Origin of the sequence: Paenibacillus sp. GCM10027629 (assembly GCF_042676425.1) — a bacterium.
In the GTDB taxonomy this organism is placed as follows: Bacteria; Bacillota; Bacilli; order Paenibacillales; family Paenibacillaceae; genus Paenibacillus_K; species Paenibacillus_K terrigena.
The window spans coordinates 563,948-589,351 of sequence record NZ_JBHTGZ010000003.1 but is presented as its reverse complement, the minus strand read 5'-3'; the positions used below and the strand labels follow the sequence as shown (position 1 = coordinate 589,351).

Sequence of the window (25,404 nt, the reverse complement as noted above, 5' to 3'; positions counted from 1 at the left end):
TTTGTTATGCTAAGCCGCCGCCATCAACGACAACAACACTGCCTGTTACCCAACTGGACAGATCACTTGCTAAGAATAATACGGTACCTGCAATATCGCGCGGTGTGCCTAGACGTTCTAGCGGGCGTCCGGATGCCGAAGATACGAGGAATGATTTCTCCTCTTTGCCTAGCTGCTTTGCTTCATCGCGAAGGAGCGGCGTATCCGTATCGCCTGGGCATACACAGTTCACGCGGATATTTTGCGGACCGTGGTCAATCGCCATGGCTTTCGTCAGGTTAACGACGCCCGCTTTGGCTGCGCAGTAAGCCGCAGCTTGATCGCCGCCCTTCAGTCCCCAACCGGAACCGGTATTCACGATACTTCCGCCACCACCCGCAGCCATGACCGGAATGGCATATTTGGACAGAAGGTATGCACCTTTCAGCGACACGTCCATCACTAGATCCCAATCCTGCTCTTCAAGTTCGACCACCGTCTTCCGGCGAATAACACCTGCATTGTTAAATAGAATATCGATACGTCCGAAGTCACTCTTGATCTGGTCAACCACTTGCTGGCAATCTGCACCGGAAGTCACGTTACAGCGATAGAACTTCGCTTGACCTCCATTCTCACGAATTCTCGCCGCCGCTTGCTCACCGAACTGTTCATTAATATCCAGCAGCATGACATTCGCACCAAACTCCGCGAGCATCTCCGCTGTTGCGAATCCAATACCGGAAGCTCCTCCTGTGACGACAGCAACTCTTGAATCCAGGCGTAAAATATTAGCAGTATTATTCATGTTCGTTGAACCCCTTTCGCAAAGTAGATGGTGAAATCATTTGATTCGAATATGGCTTCAGAATCATACCGAATTGGAATGCTTCTGGACGAAGCTCGTACGGCGGCAATTGCGGCTGACCGCAGCTATTGCTGCCTAGACCATTCTGGCGGTAATCGAGATGCAGCGTAATGGTCTCACGCGGCTTGAGGTCCGTCGTATGCTTCGCTTGCTCCAGATCTTCATTCGTGTAGCGGTGCGCGCTGAACTCGAGGAGCTGCGGCAAACCTGCTGCGAACAACCCGATGCCACGCTTATTCGTGAGCGACGCCCATGCCACATCGGTACGGTTCCCGTTGTCTTGCGGGTAAATATAATTCGTGAATAAATCATCCACTGTCGATTTATAGAACCCGAACAGATTCGCTTGCTTACTGTCCGAATACGACTCTCCAGGTCCTCTGCCTTCCCAAGCGACTTGATCCATCGCGCCTGGTATGCGCAGTTCAAGCCCGATGCGCGGAAGCATCTTCGGCGGCGTGCCGATTGGTGAACCTTGAACATTCATTTGCACATGTCCATCACCGGATACGCTGTAGACATACGTGACGTGGAAACCCCAGTCGCTTACGATCGGTGCCACACGTGCTTGTACTTCAATACGAAGCGATGAAGGACTCAGTGCTTCCCACTTCACATGGTCGATGCGGTGCGTCATCTTGTGCACATAAGCCTTGCGCCAATCTTGCACAACGTACATATCGTTATCGATCGGTGCGCGCCAGAAGGAGAGCAGCGGCCCCATTTCGTCCTCGATCATCGCATGTCCTTCATACTGCCAAGACGTTATTTTTCCGCGTACGAGATCGAATCCAAGCTCGAAATTGTAACCCTTCACGGCGAGACGCTGACCCGCCTGTTCCACTTGAATAGGTTCATGATAGTTGGTCGTTACCGCAGCCGCCTCTGTTAACACTGGTAATTCGAATTGTGCAGTCGCGAACTCATGGCCTTTCTTCGCCCATGCGCAGTCGGCATGCAATGCATAGCGAATTGTCAGATACCCCGTCGTGTCCACGCGTGAAGTCAGAGCTTTCACATCGTAAGGTATTGTAATAACCGCTTTCTCGCCCGGCTGTACGTTCGGCAATAACTGCGAACCGCTCTGACGTACTTCGCCTTCGATCTGAATCGACCAGTTCAGCTCTAAATGATCAAGTCCAATAAAGTCATAACGGTTCTCAATTACGAGCAGCCCTTGCTCCGCATTCACCATTTCGGTAAAGATGGGCTCAATGATTTTCTTATATTCCAAAAGCCCTGGCGAAGGCGTACGGTCCGGGAACACTAACCCGTCGATACAGAAGTTCGAATTGTTCGGATCATCGCCGAAATCGCCGCCGTAGGCATAGTACACTTCACCTTTGTCATTGATCTGCTGAATCCCATGATCGATCCACTCCCAGATGAATCCGCCTTGCAGGCCCTTATACTTGCGGAATACGTCGTCATATTCCTTCAATCCACCCGGTCCATTGCCCATCGCATGCGCGTACTCACAAATGATACGAGGCTTGCGAATGTCCTCTGAGACTTCGAGATCTGCTTCACAGAGGGTGGACAGCTTCTCGCAGGTCGAGTACATCGTACTCATCACGTCGACGGACTTCCCTTCGCGATCTTCTTCGTAATGAATGATGCGTGTCGGGTCATTCGCTCTGCACCAAGCTGCCATTGCTTCGAAGTTGCAGCCGTAGCCAGACTCATTCCCCATCGACCACATAATGATGCTCGGATGGTTCTTATCCCGCTCCACCATGCGTTCCATCCGTTCAACGTAGACCTCTCTCCAAGCCGGATCATCACTGATCTTGCTAATGTTACCGAGCGGCTCGAAGCCATGCGTTTCGAGGTCGGCCTCATCCATGACATACAGTCCATACACATCGCATAGATCGTAGAAATAAGGGTCATTCGGATAATGCGAAGTCCGAACGGCATTAATGTTATGCTGCTTCATCATGATCACGTCTTGAAGCATCGTCTCTCGCGGCGTATAACGACCAAGTTCCGGATGATGATCGTGGCGATTTACCCCTTTGAGCTGAATCGCAATGCCGTTCACGAGGAAGTTGCCTTTCTTGATCACAATGGTACGGAAGCCGACGCGATAAGGAATGCATTCGATGCATTCGCCTTGCTCATTTTCCAAGCAGATCAATACATGATATAAATTCGGCGACTCCGCGGACCATAGCAATGGATTTGCCACTTCGAGCTGAACCTGAATGTCCATCTCTCCACCAGCAGGAATCACAACTTGCTCTACGCGGGCCGTGCCCAACTCGGTCTGCAGTAGCGCGTCCCATAACACACAGCGGAGTTGATAGCCCGACGCAACTTGACCGGTTAAGTTCGCAAGATTCGTTTCTACATGCAGCGTACCTTGCCCATGATCCTCCGTCACGTCCGTGCGAATCGTAAAATCGCGAACCTGCACTTCAGGACGCGCCCAAAGGCTCACATCCCGGAAAATCCCGCTCATATACCACATGTCCTGATCCTCAACATAAGTCCCGTCGGACCACTGATAGACCTTAACCGATAGTTGGTTATGGCCTGATTGGACATATTTGGTTATATCAAACTCGGATGGGATCCGGCTGCCTTGGCTGTAGCCTACTTCTTCACCGTTCACCCACAGATGGAAAGCACTATCTACACCTTCAAACCGAAGGATTATTTGTCTGCCATCCCAAGCTTTGGGCACATAGAAGTCTCTGCGATAGCATCCTGTCGGATTTTCCGATGGCACACGCGGCGGATCTACCGGGATCGGATACAATAAATCCGTATAATGTGGCTTGCCATACCCTTGCAGCTGCCAATGTCCCGGTACTGCAATCGCGTCCCATCCGGTTACATCGTAATCCGCCCGATAGAACTCAGGTGCAAGCTGCGGCGCTTCAGCGAAATAGAACTTCCACATCCCGTTTAATTGTTGGTACCAAGGGGACTGGCCCCGCTCATACGATAATGCAGTTGTCGCATCGGCATACGAGTGGAAATACGTGCGGCTCTTCATTCGATTTCGTTCTAATACCTCTAAGTTCTCCCAATCATTCAGCTGTACCGTGTTGTTGTTCATCACAGCGCGTCTTCCTCCTTATGTCAGTTCATTTATGACGTTCTTTTTACTGGATCGATATTGACTCGGGGATAGCCCCGTAACACGTTTGAACCATTTGCTAAAATAATTCGCATCGATCATGCCCAGATGATCTGATATCTCACTCACGCTCATCAGTGTGGTAAGCAGCATATACTCTGCTTTGTGAAGCTTCATTTTGCTCTGGAAGTCAATAATGTTCTCGCCGACAACCCGCTTGAATAAGGTACTGAAATGACTGCGGCTGAAGCCGACCGTATCCGCGAGTTCAGCAACAGACATGCTGTTACTCTCATCCCCCAGAATCAACTGCACAGCATGCATAATGGGCTCTGGCCATGAATCATTCCATACGTCGTATTTCCTCCACAGCTCATCCTGGCGATACAACTGCATAATGCTGCGAACCCACTCTTCATGTGATTGAATGGGGCCTTGAGCCTGCCAAGTTAACTTCTTATTCAAGCTCTTCGCGGACTTGAGCCGGAACAAGACCAAGTCATCGGCCTCTGCCCTACACAAGAATAGATAGCGCCCCTTCCCGCATGGGATCCGTTCGTTCGGTTGCCCTACGGCTTGTTCCATCCCCAACCAGTCAATCTGATCCAGGATCTGCTCAGAATCGGTCCGAATCAAATACATTCGGCAGCCTTCCTTCATCCATGCCCAATCGGTTTGGAACCACCTTAGCAGGTGTTCATCAATATCAGAGGTGAAGCCGCCAAGCCACGAATAAATCTGTGCCTGGCGATCTTTGGCCTCGTTCGACAGCTCCAGGTTCTCTTGACTGCGCTGCCGGAATTGCTGCTCGAACTGCTGCAGATAATATCCGAGCTCTTCCTCATCCATCGCTGTCTTGAGGACGTAACCCGATGCGCCGATGCGAAACCCCTGCTGCGCATACGAGAAATCCTCGTGACAGCTCAGCAGGAGAATCTGGGTCTCGCTCGCAGCTTGTTTCACTCTTCTAGCGAGTTCGAGCCCGTTTAACTTCGGCATCACAATATCTGTGATCAAGACATCTGGCTTATATTGTAAGAAAGCTTCCCAACCTTTAAGTCCATTGGGTGCGTCCGCGACGACTTCCATCCCGTACCGCCCCCAATCCACTGTAGCCCGAAGTCCTTGGCGGACGATTAATTCATCATCGACGATGAGTACCTTCATGTTCCGAATAGTCAAGTGACAACGCCTCCTCACCCGTAAGTGCAGTACATTATCCTTTTAACGTGCCTTCTGTCAGCCCGGCGATAATCTGCTTCTGGAATATAAAAATCGCGAGCAGCATCGGCACAACGCTGATGACTGAGCCTGACATGATCAAGTTATACGGCGTCCGAACACCCGATTGCAGTGCACGAATGGCGACCGCGAGGGTCAGGTTCTCTTGGGACCGCAGAATGATAGTCGGCCACAAGAAGTTGTTCCACTCTTCCACGAAGAAGATAATCCCGAGACTTGCGAACGCAGGTATCAAAATCGGAGCGACAATACGGAAGTAAATCCGCGCCTCGGAGCATCCGTCGATCCGGGAAGCTTCAAGCAATTCATTCTCAATCGTCATGCAATACTGCCGCATATAGAAAATACCGAATGCGCTCGTGAGCCGCGGTAGAATCACGCCCCACAGTTGATCAATCATTCCAAGATCGCGGTAAATGACGAAGAGTGGTACCAAGCTCGATTCCATTGGAATCATGAGCGAGGCGAGTACGAGACCGAATAACAATCCTTTGCCCCGGAAATTGTATTTCGCGAAGGCGAACCCTGCCATCGAGCAGAAGAACAACCCGCCGACGGTACCCGTAATCGCAGTGAACAAGCTGTTCAGAATGACGCGTCCGAAGTTTTTCTCCGTGAACAATTGCGTGAAGTTCTCGAAATGCAGCTTCGTAGGAATCCAAATCGGCGGATTCGCGAAGATTTCACTCTTTTCCTTGAACGATGAACTAATCATCCATGCGAACGGGAACAGAAACGCTGCTGCAATCCCAAGGAATACTACCAACATGACGATGGACAATGCTCTCGTCTGAATTCTCATGATCCATCGCCTCCTAATCATGCTCCCGGAACAGTCTAAGCTGTACCAAGGAGAGAATCATCATCAGAATGAAGAAGAAGATGGAGATCGTCGAGGCATACCCCATATTCAAGTTCTTGAAGCTTTCGTTGTAGATCAGGACCACCGGCGTCGTGGTCGCCATGTTCGGCCCCCCGCCAGTCAGGATGAACGGCTCCGTGAAGAGCGAGAACGTCCCCAGTGTCGAGAGAATCGTACAGAAAGCGAGTAGTCGCCGCATCAGCGGAAGCGTAATATGCCAGAAGGATTGAATGCCGTTCGCCCCGTCGACCTTGGCCGCTTCATATAGCGATTTCGAAATGCTCTGTATGCCGCCGAGCAGCAGGATCATGTTGTATCCGGTCCAGCGGAATATTACCAGAATGGCAACCGATACCCGTGCCCACCATGGCGTCTCCAAGAACCGAATCGGCTCATCGAGAAGTCCCAGCGACATCAATATTTGATTGAGAATTCCTTGGTCAGCGTTAAAGATCAGCAAGAACACAAAGGAGATCGCGACGACGGAAGTAATATTCGGAATGAAAAATACCGTTCTGAAAAATCCTTTCCACTTCATCCATGAGGTGCTAAGACATGCGGCGAAGATAAGTGCAAGCGCCAACATGATGGGTACATAGAGCAGGAAGATGAGAACACTATTCACAATGGACTGCCAGAAGTCACCGCTCTTCAGCAAAGTGGCGTAATTCGCAAGACCGACAAAGGTCTTCGTCTCCTGCCCATGCCATTCGGTAAAGCTGAGATACACAGAATACGAAAATGGTAAGAATACAAAAATGATGAAGCAAATGACGAACGGAGCAATAAACCAATAAGGCGCTGATTTGAATTGCCACTTCCAATACAAATTCTGCATGAGACTCTCCCCCAAGATGTCAAGCCTTCGTCATCATCCCTCGTGCACTGATGAAGTCTGAATCTGAAGGCTTCCATCCCGTTACTTATGAAGTTCCTTGCACGTGTCTTTATTTACGCCCAGTTTTCTGTCTCAGTTGATCCGCCGTCTTCTTGAATACTTCTTCAACGGATTTCTTATCGAGGAAAATCTCTGCGAACGCATTGCGAATCAATTCATTCGCTAGCGGGTAATCCTTCGTATAGGTAATCGGCGTTGCATTCTTCACCGCATCCACATAGAGCGAGCGTACAGGTTGATCGTTGAAGTAAGGTACTTTCTCTTGGAACACAGGGTCTTGATATGTCGTCTCAAGGGATGGGAACAAGCCGCCTTCCATCATCTTGAGCTGCGAAGCATCGTTACCTAACATAAATTCGATGAACTTCCATGCTTCTTCTGGGTGCTTCGAATTTTTGTTGATTGCAAGGTTCGATCCGCCGTCGATTGCACTGCTGTACTTGTCATCTGCGGACCATTTCGGCATTGGCGCAACGGACCATTTGCCTGCACCTTTCGGATCAATCAAGCTTGGAAGCAATCCGTCATACCACGAAGCGCCTACAATCGTCGCTTGTTTGTTCTGTTGGAAGGAGCTGTACCATGCATCGCTCCAAGGCTCCACCTCGTTCACATAGCCTGCGTTCATCATGTCGACGAAATATTGTCCAATCTTAATGAATTCGGGGCTATCCACTTGAACCGAGCCATCTTTACCGAAGAACCATTGATCATGCTGCCAGAGCATTTCTTGGAAAATTGTCCCGTCCGTTTTGGTCTTGGAATCCGCCATGATCGCGACGCCTGTCTTTTCTTTGAGCTGCTTCGCAAATCGCTTGTAGTCGTCCCACGTCTTGAGCTGTTCCGCAACTTCCTTCGGATCGGAAGGCAACCCCGCTTGCTTGAATAAATCATTACGATAGAACATCACGACGGGACCACTATCCCAAGGCATCGCATAAGCTTTGCCGTCTTTCATCGCATCTGCCCATTTATACGCATTCATCTTGTCTTTATAAGGCGCGACCTTGTCGCTGATATCGAGCAGCCCGCCCGTCTCGATCATTTGAGACAATCGATGCGATTCCAGGTTGACGATATCCGGCACCTTATCCGCGGAGCTCGCTGCGATCAGGAAGTTCTGATAGACATCCGCTTGTGCAAGGACATGCAGATCCACATCGATATTCGGGTATTTCTCCTTGAACGCCGGCATGTTGAGATCAATGACATTCTTGGCATCTTCCCAAATCCATACGACAATTTTCGTCTTCTCCCCCGCGTCACCGCCAGCAGCAGATTCTTCTGCTTTCTTCTCTCCAGAACCGCCAGAACAGCCAGTCAACGCGATACTAACCAATAGAACCATGCTTAGAAGCGTCGAAAATATTCGTTTTTTTGGTTTCAAAGCTCGTTCCCCCTTAGGCGCTGTCGTTTATTTGTCCTCATTATATAAGGACTGTAAGCGCTTTAACACGGAATTTTGTTAGCTATAACCTGCCAATTTGTTCGATTGGAGTTCACGAAGTTGCTACAATTCGTGGCCAACGAATCGTTATTCGCGTTCCATGGTGTTCTTCTGAAGTAATCAACATCCCATATTGGCGGCCAAAATGAAGCTTGAACTTCTGATCCACATTAAAACACCCGAGCCCTCCACCTCCGAGAGCGCGCGGCTGATTCTCTCGCAACAGCATCTTCAGTCGTGTCTCCTCAATTCCTTGCCCATCGTCTTCGAGCACGAGTACGAGATCCTCCCCATCCGGTGTGATCTGAAGCGTAATGTTCCCTTGCCCATCTTCAAATCCATGGAAAAAAGTGTTCTCCAGCAGGGGCTGCAGCGTCATTCGCGGGATCAAGCAATCGAACAACGCCTCATCACAATCAAATGTGAAGCTAAAAGCATGTCCATAACGAACCTCTTGAATCTTCAAGTAATTGTCCACTGTATTCATTTCCCGTTGAATAGATATGAGCTCCTCCGTAATGACGAGATTTCCTTCTAATACTTTGGTCAGATGATAGATCATCCCTCGAATATCCTCATCACCCTTCATCTTCGCCTGCCATTGGATCATATTTAACGTATTAAGAAGTAGATGCGGGTTGATCTGATAGTGATAGGCCCTTAGCTCTGCTTCTTTCTTCAGCTGCTCCTTCTGCTTCACTTCTTCAATTAACTCCTGGATCTGCTCCACCATCTTATTGAAGCTGCCGCCAAGACGCCCTAACTCATCTTCCGTCTCCGGTTCGATACGGGAATGGAATTTGCCAATTCCGACGAGCTGCATGTTGTTCTTGAGCGAGATGATTCGCCGTGTAATGCGTGCAGAGAAAAGATAGGATACGAGCAAGGAGAGCAGCAGCGCAAACCCAATCAGTGCAATCGTGAAATACCGAATCGTCAGTGTCTCTTGAAAAACAGGCTCAAATGGCGTTCTCACCTCAATCGTCCAGTGATTCGATTCCAGCTGTTGCTTCCAGACCAGATCATCCTTATGATTCTCTCGATTCTGTGCCGTCTGATAGATCACGCGCCCGCTTCGATCGGTTATGGTCAGGAAGGAATGTAGATTATGTTCAATCAGGTCAAAAGAATCCATCAGCTTTGATGCATCCATCTCGATGACAATCTTGCTGTTCTTCAGCGATCCATATTGTCCTTGCAGCGGGAAGACTAATCCGATCACTTGTTTCGGAAGATTGAGGTTCCTAGCCAGGTACGGGCTTGTCCCATGGATCCCCGTCCAATACGCGCCTTTATAGTCTTCTGGGATCTCCTTCCACCATTTCTGATTGATCAGCTGTTCCACATCAATTTGAGGCGAACCATAATAATAACCGGATGGTGTAACCACATAGATCCCTGTCGTATCTAGAGTTTTGTGGGAATCCAAGAGACGATTGAAATTCTCCTGTGCCAGAAAATGACTATAAGACGTCGGCTCTTCTCCATCCAATACGTTACTAATCGGATCCAGCAGGTACGAATAAATGAACCGTGTTGTTGCCTGCATCTGTCCTGAATAGGCATCCACTTGGGCCTGAAGCTGGGTGATCGTGGATTGTCCGTACTGTACCATCTGGGATTCCACCACTTCGGAAGATTTGGAGAAAGACAAGTATCCCAAGATAAGCAGCGGAATCGTCGCCACCATCACGAAGAATATGAACAATTTCATCCGCAGACTACGTCTTGGATAATAAATAAAGCTTCGAACATGCTGCATCCATGCCATTCGAATGATCTCCTCTCAAAATGAAATCTATGATCCAATGAATAGATCACAAATTGCAAGCGCTTACAACAATCCGTATTATTTTGAATCTTCATATCTAAAATTGGTGCTACTATTGTACTATGATCCTCAGGCAAGCTGTCAATGGCTCTGCTGGAGCAAAATAAAGAGGCCATGACCATAAGGGTCATGACCGGAGCATTCATGCTATACGCATGCAATTGTTTACGCCAGCGGAATCAATGCCAGCTTCTCATACATCGGCTTCTGATGCATATGTGTCTTGTAAACAACGAGATGATCGACACTCCATGCGATCTCCTCCATCGGTTGGAGGATGTGGGTCCCCTCGATATCGAACCCTGCTTGTCCCGTATATTTACGCGCGACCGTAATATGAGGCCGATAAGGCCGATCTTCAGGTATAAACCCTAGCGGCCCTGTCACCTTGAGCACAGACGCCACGACATTCTCCAGCGCCGGGATGTCCCCGCGAACCCCCGCCCATAATACACGAGGTGCGCTAGCAGTTCCGAAGGTGCCTGTCCCGCTCAATTCCAGCGAGAACGGCTCCACTTCGCGAACAGCTTCCTTCAGCGCTGGGATCAGCTGATCCAGCACCTTCTGACTTGTATCGCCGAGAAATTGTACCGTAATATGATAGTCTTCGGGATGAACCCATTTCGCAAAAGATAGAATCTGTTCGGCCTCCGCTTGCCAGCGCTCCAGCTCCATACTTGCCGCTTCTCCAAGACCTACAGCGATGAACAATCGTCCTGCTTCACTTTTTTCCGACACGTCCATTATTCCCATCACCTCCACTAATCAGTGTGCACAAGTCTTTGCGACTTTATCGTTCGTTTCAAGCTATAGCACTGAAAACTGAAAAAACCGGGACGATTCTACGCTGAACGTAGAATGCCCCGGCCTCATTGTAATCGCTTAATATTGATCAGACACACCAACGACAGGAATCCGCGATCTCAGCAACACAGCTAAATCCTCGCCAACCTTACGATCCGTAATATGGAACATCTTCTGAATATAATCGACATTGTTAAGATCCTCGGTACCGATCACGGCTGATCTACCTGTCTGCATACAGACGACAAGAGGCTTCCCGAAGAAGTGATTCGTGTAAATGATTGAGAAATCATACCTCGCATTTTCTGAAATACATCCAATGAAATTGACGTTGGTTTGCTCTGCTTCATCATAGAGATGTTCGAACATCCTAGATTCCTCCTCTCGTTTGAACCGAAAGTTACATTACAGAATATTCAGACTATTTAAACAATTCTATCATGAGTTCGGCTTGGCATGCAATCCCCTTTTTCCCTGATTGTAGAAATGATTGTCAAGAAGAACCTCGAAATGCTATGATGTTGTTGTGACAAATGGGATAAGATGGAACCGGATCACCCGGGAGACAATAAGGACTTGAGGTGGTATAACGATGAGTCAAAGCGCTTACATAACATTCGTTGAAGGATCTACCGTGACGGAGATGTCCCTGGAGGACGTGAAGCAATCACTCCTTCACTACAAAGAACAGACGGCACTAACGGGCAAGCAGCTTGATTGGGATTATGCAGAAGCTGCCTTTCCGTATACGATTGAGACGCGGCCTGGGGAAGAGAAGCAATGGTTTTATTTGAAAGGCGCTCTTCCCCGCTACAAATATATCCTATTCGGTGTAGGATCTCGTGTCGAAGATGACCAAGAACGCCACTATATTCAGGTCGTTCTTCCCGAAGAAGCCACGCATGGCGACAAAGCGAAAGCCAACGAACTCTGCAAGTACATTGCGCGATCGAATAAAGCTCAGCTTCGTATGTTCAACGGCAGAACGTTTTATTTCAATCCACGCAAATAATGATAACGGTCAAGCATAAACGCCTTCGGCGTCTTTCCAAAGGACGTAAAGCGTTTAAGCGAGAAATATAAGAACAGTTTATCTGTGAAACTTATAAATTCTTATATTATGGAAAAACCCGCCAAGCATCTGCTTGACGGGTTTTGTTGTTTGAATTAGCCTTCGTTCGCTGCAACAAGCTCTTCATAAGCTTTCTGAACGCGATCCCATTCTGCTTCATCTTCAATATTATAAAGGACCATTTCCTCGTCCTCTTCTTCCATACGAAGAATGACGCCATCCGCTTCTGGATTGCTGCGTTCAAGCAACAAAGCATATACACTATCGTCACAGTTAAAAGTTTCAACGAGGACCATTTCCACTTCTTTACCGTTCTCATCCGTTAATGTTAGTACAAATTCTTCATGGTCGTGGTCATGACTGTGGTCGTGACCGCATCCGCAGTTGTCGTGATCGTGATTATGATCGCTCATCTGTAAACCCTCTTTTCAGTTATTATGTACACCTCGTATCGTAACATGTTCCTGGACAAGGGTCAAACATCGAATTCTCAATCCTTTACCCTATCAATAAGCGATTAGATCGCAGTAATTTCTTTCTCAGCAACGCGTGTGTATTCCCCGCCCGAAGGCTTGACAAAGAATGCAATCGTATACTTTCCTGCTGCCTTAAAGTCGTATGTAAGTTCTTGTGTTTGGAACATGAAATATTCCTTGCGTTCCTTCAGATCCAGTTCCTGAATATCTTTCACTTTGCCAGCAGGATCAATAATGGATACCTTAACCGCATCTGCTGCCACCTTCAAATTATCTACCGAACATAGCACATTGAACTTGAATTCCCCGCGCTTCACGACTCCAAAAATATCTTTACCTGAGAACGTGAGCATATGGACATTCGGCTTATTTACCGTAACTTTCTTCGCAGAATCATCCCACTCGACGATCGCGTTCAGCTTTTCGCCGGCTTGGCTTACCGAAAGGTATGTCTTTCCATCTATCATGATAGCGCCATCGCTTACTTCTTCTCCGTTAAATACCATCTTAATCTTCTGTGTTATGGCATCTGCAAAAATAACCGAACCGCCCATCAGCGATAGTGCAAGTGCTACAACCATTACTCTTCTAGCCTTCATCAATTATAGACCTCCAATATTGTGACAGTTGATTGTATATACTCCAATTAAAGGCCAGAGTTGCGGTCTAGAATAGAATAATTTATTGTTGATTATTGCGGTTGCCCGGGAAATGAAGAGAAAAGGTTTGCTTCCCCATTTCCCGCTCGCATTATTTCGAAATTAATGTTCTTGTCAGAATACAAGGTACCCCCTTGCCGACTGACCCTTCTTTACGCATATGTTCCATGTACCGAATCCCTCTCGCGCACTGCTGCTTACAGACTTCACAACGGTCCGAGGTCACAATTCGCATCGTGTACTGCGCACGCTCGGATGTTTTTTTCTTCTTCTTGACGGATTTCCCTTTGGCCAACGGAATCAACTCTTTTCATACAAAGTTCTTCATTCCTCCATCATATGAAAAGGGAGCGTTCCATGTTCGCCCCGGCTGGTTCAAAAAGAAAACGATCTGCATGGGAAATATCCCACACAGATCGTCTATTTGCTGCTTATAAAATCGAAATTTTCCGTTTCCATTTATCGAAACTTTAAAAATTCTATTGGAAGGTCGGCAAATTGTCTAAGTTATTCGATGGGTCGCCATCAGCATCACCACGAATATACATTTCGCCATCGCGCCCTTTAAAGGCGTTAACACCAGCAATCTCTCCATTTTTAACGGCTTGCAGTGCTTCTTGGTATTCCAGAACGCGCCCGGATGAAGTTTTGAATTGACGAATATCACCGTCTCCATTTTTCTGAACAGCTACAATTGTCTCACGTTGATTCGCTTCCATGGTTACATCCGCTCCTCGATCTATAGTCGTCGTGTGTTCGAGGATAGTATAACCTTACAGCGATTTTTTCATACGAACATGTAGAATGCCGGCGTCATAGAACGGTTCTTGCGATATGACTTCATAGCCAAGCTTCGCGTAGAATATCTCTGCTTGACACTGCGCATCTAAAATGGCGTCACTCAGACCCAAATCCTTGGCAATTTGTTCGAGAGCTAACAGCAATACACGTCCATATCCGTGTCCTCGATACGCTTTCTTCACCGCAATACGCTGCATTTTCGCCATATGATCTTGATAGATGGTTAGTCGGCCTGTTGCCACCGCTTGTCCTTCATGCTCGAGCAATACATGATAAGCCTTGCCAGCGAGTGTATCGTATTCATCAATCTCCAAATCTTCAGGCACCTGCTGCTCCTGAACAAAGACTTCTAATCTGATGGAGAGACACTTATTGAGTTCTTCTTCTGTCTTGACTTGAATAATTTGCGCTGCCATGTCTTCACCTCTACCCTGGATATCGAACTTCCTTAAATTTGTAACATTCCTGATTATACAAAAGAATGTTTTTGATGTATAGTTGGGGGGTATAAAGCTCGAATGATTGAATGTGAAGGGAGGTCATCACCATGACAGCTGCAATTATTGGATCGATTATTATTATTGCTCTGATCACATGGGTCACCTTGTGGGTAACGCGTAAAGCCTATTCGAGAAAGTGGGAAGAAGAGTAGGATCGCGTGTAGGACACTTACTTATCAATCTCTGTAAGTCGTCTTAGCCAGACAAATTGTTCATCATATTTCATGCTATCTCTACTTATGAAGATTGCGAGCAACCAGATGACTCCGACAACTAACATCGAGAAACATAATAACCACCCGATAAATACGCCAACTTCGTTCATTCGCACCCTCCTCTTAACCTAGAATCACTACTTATGACAATTTTATGAATGATCGGTGCGAATTAGTCCGACGACCTCGTGCTTTATCCGTTTTTGGAAAGGAGTCCCACCATGTCTTTTGTTTTACCGCAAGATTGGAACCAGCAGCTGCATGAAGAATTAGAGCAGCCTTACATGCAGGAGCTGAGTGAGTGGCTGGATGCAGAATATCAGCATGATACCATTTACCCGCCAAGGGAATACCTATTTGAAGCGTTCCGATTAACGTCCTTCGCGAATACCAAGGTTGTTATTCTGGGGCAGGATCCCTATCACGGGCCCGAGCAGGCGCATGGACTGAGCTTCTCCGTTCGACCTGGGGTACGGATCCCACCTTCGCTTCGAAATATCTATAAAGAATTGCAAGCAGACCTGTCTTGCTCCATCCCTGATCATGGAACCTTAACGGATTGGGCGGCGCAAGGCATTTTGCTGTTAAATACCGTACTTACGGTTCGTGCCGGACTCCCTGCATCGCATCAAGGGCAAGGCTGGGAGCGGTTCACTGATGCCGTACTGCATGCACTTCAGCAGCGCAAAGAGCCACTCGTCTTCATTCTGTGGGGTAACCATGCGATTCAAAAGGCCGAAACCATCAACTCTGAGCGCCACTGCATTATTACGTCAGCACACCCGAGTCCGCTTGCGGCGCGCAAAGGATTTTTCGGTAGTCGTCCATTCTCTCGCACGAATGAATTTCTTATACAACAAGGGCTAACACCAATCGATTGGAATCTTGATTATCTTGATATATTTGCTACTATTAAAGAAGATAACTCTAAGATTCGGTCATAAGGGAGCTAGTACGATGAAAAATTTAGTAGGAAAACAAGTTATGGTCTATTATGGTCAACGGATGCAGCTTACCGCTCAAGGGACCCTAAGTGAGTGGAACGAACAGGAAGAGATGATTACCCTCGCTCCCGAAGGCATTCGAATTCCGATCGCACAAATCGCGAAAGTCGAGCTGTTGGAACCTGTGGAAGCGCGGTCTGAACTTGCGCAAGATCCTGCTTATCGCTCAGGTAATGTTCGCTTTGTCATGCACGATCCCGTTCAATTCGATAATGCGATCTACTTTCAATCCCCCGTGTCCATTTGGCATAAAGATCGACTCATCTGTCATGAGAATCGCATCATCCATCATACGGAGCATGAAGTTACGATTCAAGGCGGTACCGTTTTCCGCAAAGATGAATGTCAGTTTATCGTCAAATCCATGATCGGCATTCAACACTCGTCTAGAAATGAATAAGGAATCGCTCAAATCCAAGAGCGCAATCATAGCAAAAAGGTAGCCGAATTCGGCTACCTTTTGTTGTAGGAGAGGTTTGTTCCAGTAATCAAATCATACATGCACAACTTACGATTACCAAAAGGATGAAAAGCACTAAAATCGTACCTGTGCTAGTAAAAAAACCAAATCCTCTTTCTTCTACTACTCCCATACTCCTCCCCCTCTCTGAAGAAGAATTATTAATCACGAGACATTGTATGTTGATTGCTGCTCGAATGTATGGGCAAGTATATAGATCGAATTTGTTTTTATAGGTTAATCCCTCCCACTCGAAATGACATACCTTGTTACTAGAGGAATTGCTTTATGTTAAAGGAGGGCGTAAACAAATGCCGCAATATCACATTATCGTTGATCTATCGGATCGAATGCTGTATGTATTAGATGGAGATCGCGTGGTACGCGGATTTCCTGTAGGTGTCGGGAAGATGGTCACCCAAACGCCAAGCGGGGAATTCGAGATCATTAACAAGGTCCCGAATCCAGGAGGACCGTTCGGAGCCTTTTGGATGGGATTATCAAAGCCCCATTATGGCATTCACGGTACGAATGATCCATCATCCATTGGCCATGAAGTCTCGCATGGGTGTATTCGCATGTATAATGAGGATGTCTTGCAGCTGGCTTCAATGGTTCCAATCGGTACACCTGTCACGATTCGGCCCTAGGGCATTCGCCCATTCTTTTCCGGGCGAGTGTCCCGAGTGTTGAGAATAGCATACGTTATTCTATACTCAACAATCAGGAGGATGAATCAATATGACCTATGTTCCAACGACGTATCAAGATCCTAACTACGCCGGGTACTACCCTTATCCATATCCTTGCGATCAATATCCATACTGTCCAACGCCGTATCCTTACTCCTACTATCCGAGCTATACACCGCTCTTCTTCCCCATCTTTATTGGCGGATTCCATGATGGCTTCCACAATGGGTTCCATGATGGATTCCACGACGGTCATCACGAGGGTCATCACGAAGGTCATCACGAGGGTCATCACGGCGGCGGACATGAAGGCCACCGAGAGCCATTCTATGGTCAACAGCCGGGATTCCATGCCAATCAACAGAACGAAGTTGTTCGAGTCAACCATAAGAAAAAGTAATATGCAAGACAAAACGCCTCCCCAGTGCGGGGAGGCGTTTTTACAAGCCCAAAATTGTTACCGCTATGCTAATTGCATGGAAATAACAGTTCTGCTGCATACCATGTTCTTAAAACCAAGTCATAATAAAAGGAGCTACGCCAAGTGTAATAAAGGCGGTTGCCATCATCGAAATCCCCGCGACAGAACCTGCAACAGCATCATATTCAAGTGCCTTGCTAATTCCACAGGCATGCGCACTTGTTCCGAACAAAGCGCCTCGAGCGACCGAGCTATGAATCCTAAAATATTTGACGATCATCGGCCCAATAATCATACCTAACAGCCCCGTAACTAATGTAGCCACCGCAGTCACTGTCGGAATCCCACCGATCATATCCGATACGGAGACTGCTATTGGGGTTGTTGTTGAACGCGGTGCAACCGAATCCGTAATTTCCTTGGTGAGACCTAACATCTTCGCGATACCCGCCGAAGTAATAATGGCAATAATCGCCCCGGCACCTACACTAACGATAATCGCCGTTACATTCTTTTTCAGTACATCAACATGTTTGTAGAGCATAACCGCAAGAGCAATCGTTGCCGGCTTGACCATCTCGGACAACCAGCCTGCGCCTTCATTATAGGATTGGAAGGATACGCCGCTAAATTGAATCAATAGGATCACAATAACAGGCACGATCAGGACGGGCGTTAAGTATACTTTCGGGAAAGCCTTATATAGACGTTTGGAAGCAAAGTAAATTGCCACGGTAATGAATAACCAGAAAATCGATTCTAACATTCGCTGTTCCCTTCTTTCTTAGCTGCAAACCGTTGACTGATAAGTCCTGTACAGATCATCACGGCTAATGTACTGAGAAAAATTGTAATCGTCAGACGAAGCCCGCTCTCCACTACCAAGCTTTTGTAATTAATAATCCCGACGGCCGCAGGGATAAAGAATAACAGCATCTCGGCAAGCAGCCAATTGGACCCTTGTTCGATCCAATCCATTCGAATCACTTTGAATTTCAATAGAATGAATAATACGGCGATCCCAATAATCGTACCTGGTATAGGAGAATGAATCCATGCTGCAAAAGCATCCGATATTTTGGCTACGATAATAAAAAATAGAACTTGGATGACGGTTCTAAGTAGTGTTCTCATGGATGAATCCATCCCCTCTCTGTATTCAGTATACAGATTCCATTTTCATAGGTAAAATGAATATATATTATGGTTTTCATTCCATCTAGCTATGAAGAGAGGTCTATCCCTATGGATATACGGCACTTACAGTACATTACAGAAATCGTGCGCTGCAATAGCTTCACGAAAGCGGCAGAATCCTTACATATCACGCAGCCGACAATTAGCAAGTCCATCATTAACCTGGAGCAAGAATTGAATACGGAAATCTTCGTTCGTGAGGGCAAACAAATCAAATTAACGGATGCGGGCGACGCGATCATGAACTATGCAGAACCCATTCTGCATCTATTCGACCAGCTGATGGCTGAAATTAATGACTTGACCTACCTTAATAAAGGAAATATTCGCATTGGGATTCCGCCAATGGCAGGTTCGAGTTATTTTCCAATGGTAATCAAGCAATTTCAAGCCACCTATCCAGGGATCACGATTCACATGGTGGAGGATGGCGCCAAACGCATCGAAGAACGAATTGAAGAAGGCGATATTGACGTGGGGGCTGTACTGCGGCCGATCGATCATGAAATGTTCGATTCATTTCCAATCGTCGAGGATCGCTTGAAAGTCATCATGCATCCATCGCACCCACTGGCAGAACGTAAGCACATTGAACTGCAAGAACTATCCCAAGATCGATTTATTCTATTTAGCCACCAGTTCGCGCTCCATGAACGGATCATTCATGAATGCCGTGCCGTGGGATTCGAACCACAAATCGTGAGTGAGAGCTCGCACTGGGATTTTATTGGTGAAATGGTGGGGGCGGATATCGGAATTGCCATGCTGCCGGATACGATCTGCCGACTGCTCTCCCCAGAGAAGGTTCGTGCGGTTACATTAATCAATCCAATCATACCTTGGCAGCTATCGATGGCTTGGCGTCGGGTGGGTTACCTGTCGCGGGCATCTCGTGCATGGATTGCTTTTACGAGAGAATATTTCGGTATCCTTTCTTGAGACGCAAAAAAGAGCGGCCCAATGAAATTTATCAGCTGGACTGCTCTTTACTCTTTTTTGCAAGAGTTTTCCGAGGTACATAATACATCATATTCTCTTCGTTCGGGCATCCTAATTCAATCATTTGACGAGACAAGGAGCAACGTGATGAAACATGATGATCTAGACCAAGTAACCGATCCAAAAGTATTATATGATCTCGGTCTTGCGGACAAAACGCTCATGAAGACCGAGCAACTCATTCAAAATATTGATCATGCTTATGACAACAAGCCTTACAGCACGATCATGAACACCGAAACGGAAGGAGAGGTCAATTGACCTCTAATCATTGGCTATTAACCACAAGTATCGTCTTCCAGAATTAGATGACTGCCACGTTCTACAATGACATAATCCGCATGTCGTATGAACCAGTGCTCGGTTTCCTTATGCTCTGACACCTCAACCCCGAATTCCCCATCCGCCGGTTCAAAGTCATACCAGCTTGTAACCAATACCTCTTGACCCATCTCGAATGGGTGGTCGTTCGTGTTGCCCGTAATCTTCACTTTATCTCCTGGCTCTGCATGTCCGATATGCTGTTCTTTCATTTCAAATCCTCCATTATCTTCATTAAACACTCTGGGATGCTGTGCTGTGTTACTGCTCTTCACTAACGACTACTGAATCTCGAATCTGTTCGAATGAAATGGGTTGATAGTCCCAGTGTTCAACACTTACGTTGAAATAACTCTTCCCCTCATACTTCTGGCCATGGATATGTCCGTGCACATTCACAAAAGGCATATGTCTGTTCATATACATCGGCTCATGCGTGAGGAAGAAAAACTGCTGGTAAATGATCGGATGCTCGCTTACTTCATTAAATCCTACATCTAGCCACCACGTACGCGAACGCCCTCGATCATGATTGCCTAGGATCAGATGCTTATAACCGTTCAGCTGACTGACAATGTCTCGGGTCCGCTCACGATTCCAGAAGGAGAAGTCTCCGAGATGAAAAACTTTATCTTCTTGCTTCACGACAGCATTCCAACGCTCTATCATATACGGATCCATTTCCTCAACGCTCTGAAAGGGTCTCGATTCAAAATCAATAATGCCGCGATGACCAAAATGATGGTCGGATGTAAAGAAAACCTGTTGCATGAAGTCACGTCCCTTCGCGAATCCTTCTTTCTCTATAGAGTCTAACATGTTTTGGATTTCTGTCAAAATAAGAGAAACGATTACAATCGGCCTTGCCGAATCCTGGTTGCTCTTAATTTCTTGTTCTTATTCATGGGACATCCCCTTAGGCATCCGTATATTTTACAAGCTTACCGGGTTCGAATGTTTTCTCAATCATGTTCAATAAGTGTCTGCACAGGGCTTCCGTTGAGAGTAATTGTCCTGTTTGATGTGCATGTTTAAAATATTTAGCCATCTCAAATTCTTGAGCGTTCTTCTCCCTTGCTAGCATCTGCATCTCGGTATCGACCATGCCGGGGTCTACAGCAATAATTTCTACAGGGAATTGGCTTCTACCTTGCTCTAAGCCGACACATTGCGAGAACATATTCAAGCCCGCCTTGGCCGTGCAATACACACTCATATCCGGTGCGGGATAGGAGCCTGAACCGGATGATATATTGATGATTTTACGCCGGATTCGTACGTTCTCCGATAAATTGATAAAACAAGAGGTTAGCAGCATCGGTGCGATGAGACTGATCTGGAGGTTTTTATTGATCTCACCTAGCGTACATTGCTCGATCGGCTTGAGCGGCTCTGCCATAGCTGCGTTGTTCACGAGACAAATCATATCCGCATGATGGAGATCGATTTGGTTGAACACCGTATCCATCAGGTTCTCAATCCCCGTGATATCACTTAAATCATAATGAATATGTGTATAATTTTGAAACTCCGTTAGACTAGAATCCCCTCTGGATATACCGTGGACCTTGTGGTCTTGCTCCAGCAGCATTTTGGCTAACTGTTCACCAATTCCTCTTGAAGTCCCTGTAATAATGAAATGATTCCGACGCATTGCATCTCCTCCAATAGTTATCAAATATCTATGATATGAGCTCACGTTCAACCGTTCACGAATGTGATTTAGTTAGATGACCAGATCTTCTCATTATAGTAATTCAGCGTCGCTTAAATACTGCACCGCGTTCACCCTTTATTATTCTATTCTGTTGCTTCCATCTCAAGACGGAGATATGTATTTTACAGAAACTCTAACATCCTTTTATTCGCATCGATTGGATTTCCTTCGAGACATATGCGCTTTTTCAATCTTCAACTGATTCATAAATTCGATTCACTCCTGCCATTTACCTTCTTCTCCATGTCAACTACACGGACATCAGAAATGTAAAAAAGCCACCGATGAAGGTTCATTCGGCAGCCTGAATTTATTTAGTAGGACAATGATCAACTCAATCGGCTGCGTAGCCTACGATATCGCAAGCTCCTTATTTACTGCCCTATCCTGCACTATATTTATGAATGAGCTCCCTGAACACTGGCTTGACATCCCCATGAAATAATCCTCCATGATAGCAGATAATCTGCTCAATGTCGTAGTTAAGCAACAGCTGAACGGAGTTGACAGCCTCTTCTAGATTCAGGGTATAGCTAGGATTAGCGATATTGAATGTGCCATCTTCAATCACGACGGCATCTGATGCAATCAGAGTTTTGCTCTCTGGCAAATATAACGATATATGCCCAGGCATATGGCCAGGGGTATGGACGATCTCTATACCGCCGCACCAAGGAAACTTGTCTCCATGAGATACCGAACGGTCAACGGCAGCTGGCTCGTAGGACTGTAAGAAGCGAATAAATTGTTCAGCACCCGGTTTTTCTTCGGCCTGCAAATCATTATACGTTGATTCAGCCTGTTCAAGTCGCAACGACTTTTGTCTTCCTTCAATATACGGTATTTCAAGCTCATGTGCGATGATTTCGATATGTGGATACAGCTGCTTAAGAGAAGCAAGTGATCCATAATGGTCCATATCGTGATGGGTTACAATCAATTTTGTAATTGACTCCAGCTTGACGCCGTTCCGGTTAGCCGCTTCTTCAAGAAGAGATATAAAATTAGGATATCCACAGTCGACGAGAATGGTATCGTGTTCATCCTGTAGCAGAACCGGGGTGATGACCTGTTTATGTCCGTTAAACTCAAATTCAATATTAAGTAACTGATAATTAATCATAACAACACCTCCATCCCAAGCAACATTTATATAAGTAATTCGAACTCAGACATCAAATGCTACGACAACCAGTTAAAGAAAGGTTAACGCTAAAAATTAAATATTGCAAACAATTATGAATAACTAGGAACAATCACCCAAACCAAGAGAGAGCTGCCTTCATAACATATCGAGTACTAAAAGTTAGGGAGGTGCTTACATGTCCGGTTTAGTTGGTGGAGCTTTTACAAACACTAGTACAATTCTTGTATTGTTCATCTTATTAGTTATCGTCGCATGCAGTTGTATGGGTGGCTTCGGATTCGGTATTTAATAACTAACAATGCCCCTTAAGAATGCCCCTTAAGTACTTTTAGTGTCTATTGTCGTCAATGGAGATAAGCATCGAGAGCTAGTCCAAACCCTTGGATCCATTATAAAAGCCCTACGCAATAAGCTGCTCCCGGCATGATGCCGGAGGCAGCTTATTTACCTATGACCCGCTGCTAAATGAGAATATCCCAAGAAATCGTCATTGTATCGCGTTTCATGTCTCCAAATAAGGAAGGCGAAAATTGTACAATCCAATTTTCGCCCCTGCCTTACATTATTCTATCCCTTCAAACCGCTTAATCTCATTCATTCGATTGCAGTGTAAGCCGGAATCGGTATTTCATATCATCTTCGAACCACATCATGAAATTCGTTCCCCACACGTTGTTGTGCAAATTAAAATGAAACCCGCGGTCCAACGGAACGAACGTGTTGTCGAATTCCAGAATTCTTCTCTCACCTGGGCATACGATGGGCGCATCCAATGTTTCGATGACCGCGGTACCGTCCGCCCCCCCATAGTACAATCCTGTTAGAACCCCATGCAAATTCCTGTTGCCGTTCTTGACGACAGACAACGGCGAAACGCGACGCCCGAGCTTATCCATTTCCCAGATGTTCGGATTGTCGACGAGCGGCGCAAAAGAGAACCAAGTCGCCTCTGGCAAGCGGGATGCCTGCTTGTCTTGCCAATTCAGCTCAACCTCAATATGTGGACCGCTGCGCTGGAATTTATACATAACGTTCAGCTTCCGAGGAGCTCCATGATGCATACACACATCGCCCGCTAGCTGTAAATCGATACTTACAACGTCGTATTCCGACTGTCTATCCAGAATAATCTTGCAGGCTCTCGCCTTAAACAACTTATGCTCTGGCTTAGGATCGACATATTCGATCCCCGGCTTGCCTAAGTCGTTATCAGCCCAGCCGTGATGTCTAGGCAAATTGGTCACATATTCTTGGAAATAGCGATCATAGCTTTCTTTACTGAACGTTTCATATCGGAATTTGCCCAGCTCATGCTCTTCATCGGCCCATACTTTCCCGCTCTTGTCAATCAAGGAACAGATCGATCCATCCGAAGCGAAGGCGACCCGGAAAGCTCCAAGCTCATAGTATTCACCGATCTGTAGAGACTCAGGTTGGTCGAACGCCAAACCGTCGATCGAAGGGTTAAGCTGTTCGAGCACTCTTGCCGCTTCCTCAGCCAAAGCTTCAGGTAAGGCAGCAAGAGCCTGGTTTAAGTAGTCGCGTTGTTCTTGCCACGAGCTCTCATAATAGCTGAAGCGGCGATCTGGAGCTGCTTGGGTACGGAGGTAATCGAATTTCTTCCACTTCGCGTCGTCAATTACGTCCCGCTTCCTCGCGGCAGCTAGATCGGATGGCGAATAGTTCGTAAAATCAACAAGATACACGGATGAATTCATTCCCCAAGTATGCTCCGGAATAAGCATCATATAGTCACAGAATCGGTCATATGCTTCGCTTTGTACATCAAGCGTACCTGAATCCAACCACTTGTCGCGCAGACGCAGCAGCTCACGGTAACGCGCGATTTTCCATGGGTCAGAGGCGGCGCCATGGATCCATGAATCACCGATTTCTTCGGTGATCATCGGCAAACGATGCTTCACCTCATGCAGCTTCTCTGCGTACGCATCCATGGTTGACGCTACAATGTCGGCACCTGGATAATCACGCTGCAGCTGATCGTAGAGCGCTTTCACTTCTTCCAATTTAGGAGGACCAAAATTATCATGCGTATGAGCAAAGTACAACGCATCCTCCATACCTTCCAGATGAAAAGGCTTACCATAAGCATCGGCATAATTCACTATAATTTCAGAACCATCCGCTGCCCGCCATACAAACATTTTCGGTACACTCGGATTTTTGGATACATCGTTAACGCCGATATGTAAATATTGAATGCCGCTTTTCGCCAGCAGCGGAACCATCGAGATCGTATGGCCCGGAACATCCGTCATTTTGGCAGCAATGGTAGTACGGCCAAACGTTTTATCCAAATTTTGAGATAACGATAACCCATACTCAAAAAGGCGTTCATCCATGAGCTCGGTATGTGTCGTGAAAGGCAAGCCGTGCCATACGATTCTGCCTTGGCGAATCCCTTCCTCCATACGGGCCCGCATCGGCTCTGATGCTGTCTGCAAAAATTGCTTGATCAGCCATGAGCCTGTCGTCCATACGAATTTGACGGGTCCTCCCTCTTGAGCGAGCTTCTCCGATAAATCCAGAGCTTGCGGGATAAAACTGTTCATATAACGATCAACGACATCTTGAGCCATATGCGTATAACCGATATCTAGATGGGTTTTGAATACGACATGGACTCTCTTAATTGAACTCACTTTAGCTTCTCCTCCAATGCCTCATGTTGTCAGTCCGACAC

At 46.7% G+C, this 25,404-nt stretch carries 31 protein-coding genes; 8 read left to right on the top strand and 23 right to left on the bottom strand.

The window, feature by feature from the left end:
* Nucleotides 1–4: 4 nt before the first annotated feature.
* From ACFQZR_RS03185 to ACFQZR_RS03145, 9 genes are all read right to left on the bottom strand, one after another.
* Nucleotides 5–787 (bottom strand): SDR family NAD(P)-dependent oxidoreductase, encoded by a 783-nt coding sequence (locus ACFQZR_RS03185; RefSeq protein ID WP_379342788.1) that lies wholly within the window; start codon nucleotides 785–787, stop codon nucleotides 5–7.
* Nucleotides 780–3,914, bottom strand: coding sequence for a beta-galactosidase subunit alpha (gene ebgA / locus ACFQZR_RS03180; protein WP_379343781.1), 3,135 nt, complete (start codon nucleotides 3,912–3,914; stop codon nucleotides 780–782). Before ebgA ends, ACFQZR_RS03185 begins: the two co-directional genes overlap by 8 nt.
* Before the next feature lie 18 nt (nucleotides 3,915–3,932).
* The gene (locus tag ACFQZR_RS03175) at nucleotides 3,933–5,117 is read right to left on the bottom strand and encodes a response regulator transcription factor (protein WP_379342786.1); all 1,185 of its coding nucleotides are present in this window, start codon (nucleotides 5,115–5,117) and stop codon (nucleotides 3,933–3,935) included.
* A 34-nt stretch (nucleotides 5,118–5,151) separates the two neighbouring features.
* Complete coding sequence (locus ACFQZR_RS03170; RefSeq protein WP_379342783.1) at nucleotides 5,152–5,979, bottom strand: carbohydrate ABC transporter permease; 828 nt, start codon at nucleotides 5,977–5,979, stop codon at nucleotides 5,152–5,154.
* 13 nt (nucleotides 5,980–5,992) lie between these two features.
* Nucleotides 5,993–6,877, bottom strand: a complete 885-nt coding sequence (locus tag ACFQZR_RS03165; RefSeq protein WP_379342781.1) for a carbohydrate ABC transporter permease — start codon at nucleotides 6,875–6,877, stop codon at nucleotides 5,993–5,995.
* Nucleotides 6,878–6,986: 109 nt separating this feature from the next.
* Entirely contained in the window at nucleotides 6,987–8,324 is a 1,338-nt protein-coding gene (locus tag ACFQZR_RS03160) for an ABC transporter substrate-binding protein (protein WP_018756617.1), read from the bottom strand.
* A 112-nt stretch (nucleotides 8,325–8,436) separates the two neighbouring features.
* Nucleotides 8,437–10,155, bottom strand: a complete 1,719-nt coding sequence (locus ACFQZR_RS03155) for a cache domain-containing sensor histidine kinase (protein ID WP_379342777.1) — start codon at nucleotides 10,153–10,155, stop codon at nucleotides 8,437–8,439.
* A gap of 225 nt (nucleotides 10,156–10,380) precedes the next feature.
* Nucleotides 10,381–10,959 (bottom strand): RNA 2',3'-cyclic phosphodiesterase, encoded by a 579-nt coding sequence (gene thpR / locus ACFQZR_RS03150; protein WP_379342774.1) that lies wholly within the window; start codon nucleotides 10,957–10,959, stop codon nucleotides 10,381–10,383.
* Nucleotides 10,960–11,097: 138 nt separating this feature from the next.
* Nucleotides 11,098–11,388, bottom strand: a complete 291-nt coding sequence (locus ACFQZR_RS03145; RefSeq protein ID WP_018756620.1) for a DUF3055 domain-containing protein — start codon at nucleotides 11,386–11,388, stop codon at nucleotides 11,098–11,100.
* Between the two features lie 223 nt (nucleotides 11,389–11,611).
* On the opposite strand from ACFQZR_RS03145, the gene ACFQZR_RS03140 reads away from it, so the two are divergent.
* Nucleotides 11,612–12,031 (top strand): DUF1885 family protein, encoded by a 420-nt coding sequence (locus ACFQZR_RS03140; RefSeq protein ID WP_379342772.1) that lies wholly within the window; start codon nucleotides 11,612–11,614, stop codon nucleotides 12,029–12,031.
* 155 nt (nucleotides 12,032–12,186) lie between these two features.
* On the opposite strand, the gene ACFQZR_RS03135 is transcribed toward ACFQZR_RS03140, so the two are convergent.
* The 6 genes from ACFQZR_RS03135 to ACFQZR_RS03110 all read right to left on the bottom strand — a co-directional run bounded on the left by ACFQZR_RS03135 (nucleotide 12,187) and on the right by ACFQZR_RS03110 (nucleotide 14,852).
* Nucleotides 12,187–12,504, bottom strand: a complete 318-nt coding sequence (locus ACFQZR_RS03135; protein ID WP_018756622.1) for a DUF1292 domain-containing protein — start codon at nucleotides 12,502–12,504, stop codon at nucleotides 12,187–12,189.
* 104 nt (nucleotides 12,505–12,608) lie between these two features.
* Nucleotides 12,609–13,166, bottom strand: a complete 558-nt coding sequence (locus tag ACFQZR_RS03130; protein WP_379342769.1) for a stalk domain-containing protein — start codon at nucleotides 13,164–13,166, stop codon at nucleotides 12,609–12,611.
* Nucleotides 13,167–13,317: 151 nt separating this feature from the next.
* A complete protein-coding gene (locus ACFQZR_RS03125) occupies nucleotides 13,318–13,521 on the bottom strand; it encodes a hypothetical protein (RefSeq protein ID WP_379342767.1) in 204 nt (67 codons plus the stop codon).
* A 184-nt stretch (nucleotides 13,522–13,705) separates the two neighbouring features.
* On the bottom strand, nucleotides 13,706–13,945 hold the full coding sequence (locus tag ACFQZR_RS03120; protein WP_018756625.1) for a DUF3892 domain-containing protein: 240 nt from the start codon (nucleotides 13,943–13,945) through the stop codon (nucleotides 13,706–13,708).
* Nucleotides 13,946–13,999: 54 nt separating this feature from the next.
* On the bottom strand, nucleotides 14,000–14,443 hold the full coding sequence (locus ACFQZR_RS03115) for a GNAT family N-acetyltransferase (RefSeq protein ID WP_379342764.1): 444 nt from the start codon (nucleotides 14,441–14,443) through the stop codon (nucleotides 14,000–14,002).
* A 253-nt stretch (nucleotides 14,444–14,696) separates the two neighbouring features.
* On the bottom strand, nucleotides 14,697–14,852 hold the full coding sequence (locus tag ACFQZR_RS03110) for a hypothetical protein (protein ID WP_379342762.1): 156 nt from the start codon (nucleotides 14,850–14,852) through the stop codon (nucleotides 14,697–14,699).
* Between the two features lie 111 nt (nucleotides 14,853–14,963).
* On the opposite strand from ACFQZR_RS03110, the gene ACFQZR_RS03105 reads away from it, so the two are divergent.
* Complete coding sequence (locus ACFQZR_RS03105; RefSeq protein ID WP_379342759.1) at nucleotides 14,964–15,686, top strand: uracil-DNA glycosylase; 723 nt, start codon at nucleotides 14,964–14,966, stop codon at nucleotides 15,684–15,686.
* Nucleotides 15,687–15,699: 13 nt separating this feature from the next.
* Nucleotides 15,700–16,146: a hypothetical protein gene (locus tag ACFQZR_RS03100; RefSeq protein ID WP_379342757.1), complete on the top strand. Its 447-nt coding sequence runs from the start codon at nucleotides 15,700–15,702 to the stop codon at nucleotides 16,144–16,146.
* Nucleotides 16,147–16,234: 88 nt separating this feature from the next.
* Here ACFQZR_RS03100 and yjcZ (ACFQZR_RS03095) read toward each other — a convergent pair whose 3' ends face one another.
* On the bottom strand, nucleotides 16,235–16,339 hold the full coding sequence (gene yjcZ / locus ACFQZR_RS03095; protein WP_379342755.1) for a sporulation protein YjcZ: 105 nt from the start codon (nucleotides 16,337–16,339) through the stop codon (nucleotides 16,235–16,237).
* A 178-nt stretch (nucleotides 16,340–16,517) separates the two neighbouring features.
* Here yjcZ (ACFQZR_RS03095) and ACFQZR_RS03090 point away from each other — a divergent pair, with 178 nt between their 5' ends.
* Complete coding sequence (locus tag ACFQZR_RS03090; protein ID WP_379342753.1) at nucleotides 16,518–16,856, top strand: L,D-transpeptidase; 339 nt, start codon at nucleotides 16,518–16,520, stop codon at nucleotides 16,854–16,856.
* A 91-nt stretch (nucleotides 16,857–16,947) separates the two neighbouring features.
* Entirely contained in the window at nucleotides 16,948–17,298 is a 351-nt protein-coding gene (locus ACFQZR_RS03085; protein WP_379342751.1) for a hypothetical protein, read from the top strand.
* 109 nt (nucleotides 17,299–17,407) lie between these two features.
* Here the strand turns inward: ACFQZR_RS03085 and ACFQZR_RS03080 are convergent, their stop codons facing one another.
* Both ACFQZR_RS03080 and ACFQZR_RS03075 read right to left on the bottom strand, forming a co-directional pair.
* Nucleotides 17,408–18,085: an LrgB family protein gene (locus tag ACFQZR_RS03080; protein WP_379342749.1), complete on the bottom strand. Its 678-nt coding sequence runs from the start codon at nucleotides 18,083–18,085 to the stop codon at nucleotides 17,408–17,410.
* Nucleotides 18,079–18,453, bottom strand: coding sequence for a CidA/LrgA family protein (locus ACFQZR_RS03075; protein WP_018756634.1), 375 nt, complete (start codon nucleotides 18,451–18,453; stop codon nucleotides 18,079–18,081). Before ACFQZR_RS03075 ends, ACFQZR_RS03080 begins: the two co-directional genes overlap by 7 nt.
* A 111-nt stretch (nucleotides 18,454–18,564) precedes the next feature.
* Between ACFQZR_RS03075 and ACFQZR_RS03070 the strand changes: the two genes are divergently transcribed.
* Together ACFQZR_RS03070 and ACFQZR_RS03065 are read left to right on the top strand one after the other, a co-directional pair.
* Nucleotides 18,565–19,455 (top strand): LysR family transcriptional regulator, encoded by an 891-nt coding sequence (locus ACFQZR_RS03070; RefSeq protein WP_379342746.1) that lies wholly within the window; start codon nucleotides 18,565–18,567, stop codon nucleotides 19,453–19,455.
* A gap of 147 nt (nucleotides 19,456–19,602) precedes the next feature.
* Complete coding sequence (locus ACFQZR_RS03065; protein ID WP_018756636.1) at nucleotides 19,603–19,776, top strand: hypothetical protein; 174 nt, start codon at nucleotides 19,603–19,605, stop codon at nucleotides 19,774–19,776.
* 17 nt (nucleotides 19,777–19,793) lie between these two features.
* On the opposite strand, the gene ACFQZR_RS03060 is transcribed toward ACFQZR_RS03065, so the two are convergent.
* From ACFQZR_RS03060 to ACFQZR_RS03045, 4 genes are all read right to left on the bottom strand, one after another.
* Nucleotides 19,794–20,048, bottom strand: coding sequence for a hypothetical protein (locus tag ACFQZR_RS03060; protein WP_018756637.1), 255 nt, complete (start codon nucleotides 20,046–20,048; stop codon nucleotides 19,794–19,796).
* Nucleotides 20,049–20,097: 49 nt separating this feature from the next.
* Entirely contained in the window at nucleotides 20,098–20,655 is a 558-nt protein-coding gene (locus ACFQZR_RS03055; RefSeq protein ID WP_379342743.1) for a phosphoesterase, read from the bottom strand.
* Nucleotides 20,656–20,752: 97 nt separating this feature from the next.
* On the bottom strand, nucleotides 20,753–21,490 hold the full coding sequence (locus ACFQZR_RS03050) for an SDR family NAD(P)-dependent oxidoreductase (RefSeq protein WP_379342741.1): 738 nt from the start codon (nucleotides 21,488–21,490) through the stop codon (nucleotides 20,753–20,755).
* 445 nt (nucleotides 21,491–21,935) lie between these two features.
* Nucleotides 21,936–22,676, bottom strand: a complete 741-nt coding sequence (locus tag ACFQZR_RS03045; protein WP_379342739.1) for an MBL fold metallo-hydrolase — start codon at nucleotides 22,674–22,676, stop codon at nucleotides 21,936–21,938.
* A gap of 199 nt (nucleotides 22,677–22,875) precedes the next feature.
* Here ACFQZR_RS03045 and yjcZ (ACFQZR_RS03040) point away from each other — a divergent pair, with 199 nt between their 5' ends.
* On the top strand, nucleotides 22,876–22,989 hold the full coding sequence (gene yjcZ / locus ACFQZR_RS03040; protein ID WP_379342737.1) for a sporulation protein YjcZ: 114 nt from the start codon (nucleotides 22,876–22,878) through the stop codon (nucleotides 22,987–22,989).
* 301 nt (nucleotides 22,990–23,290) lie between these two features.
* Here yjcZ (ACFQZR_RS03040) and ACFQZR_RS03035 read toward each other — a convergent pair whose 3' ends face one another.
* A complete protein-coding gene (locus tag ACFQZR_RS03035) occupies nucleotides 23,291–25,363 on the bottom strand; it encodes a DUF5054 domain-containing protein (protein ID WP_379342735.1) in 2,073 nt (690 codons plus the stop codon).
* Between the last annotated feature and the right edge of the window lie 41 nt (nucleotides 25,364–25,404).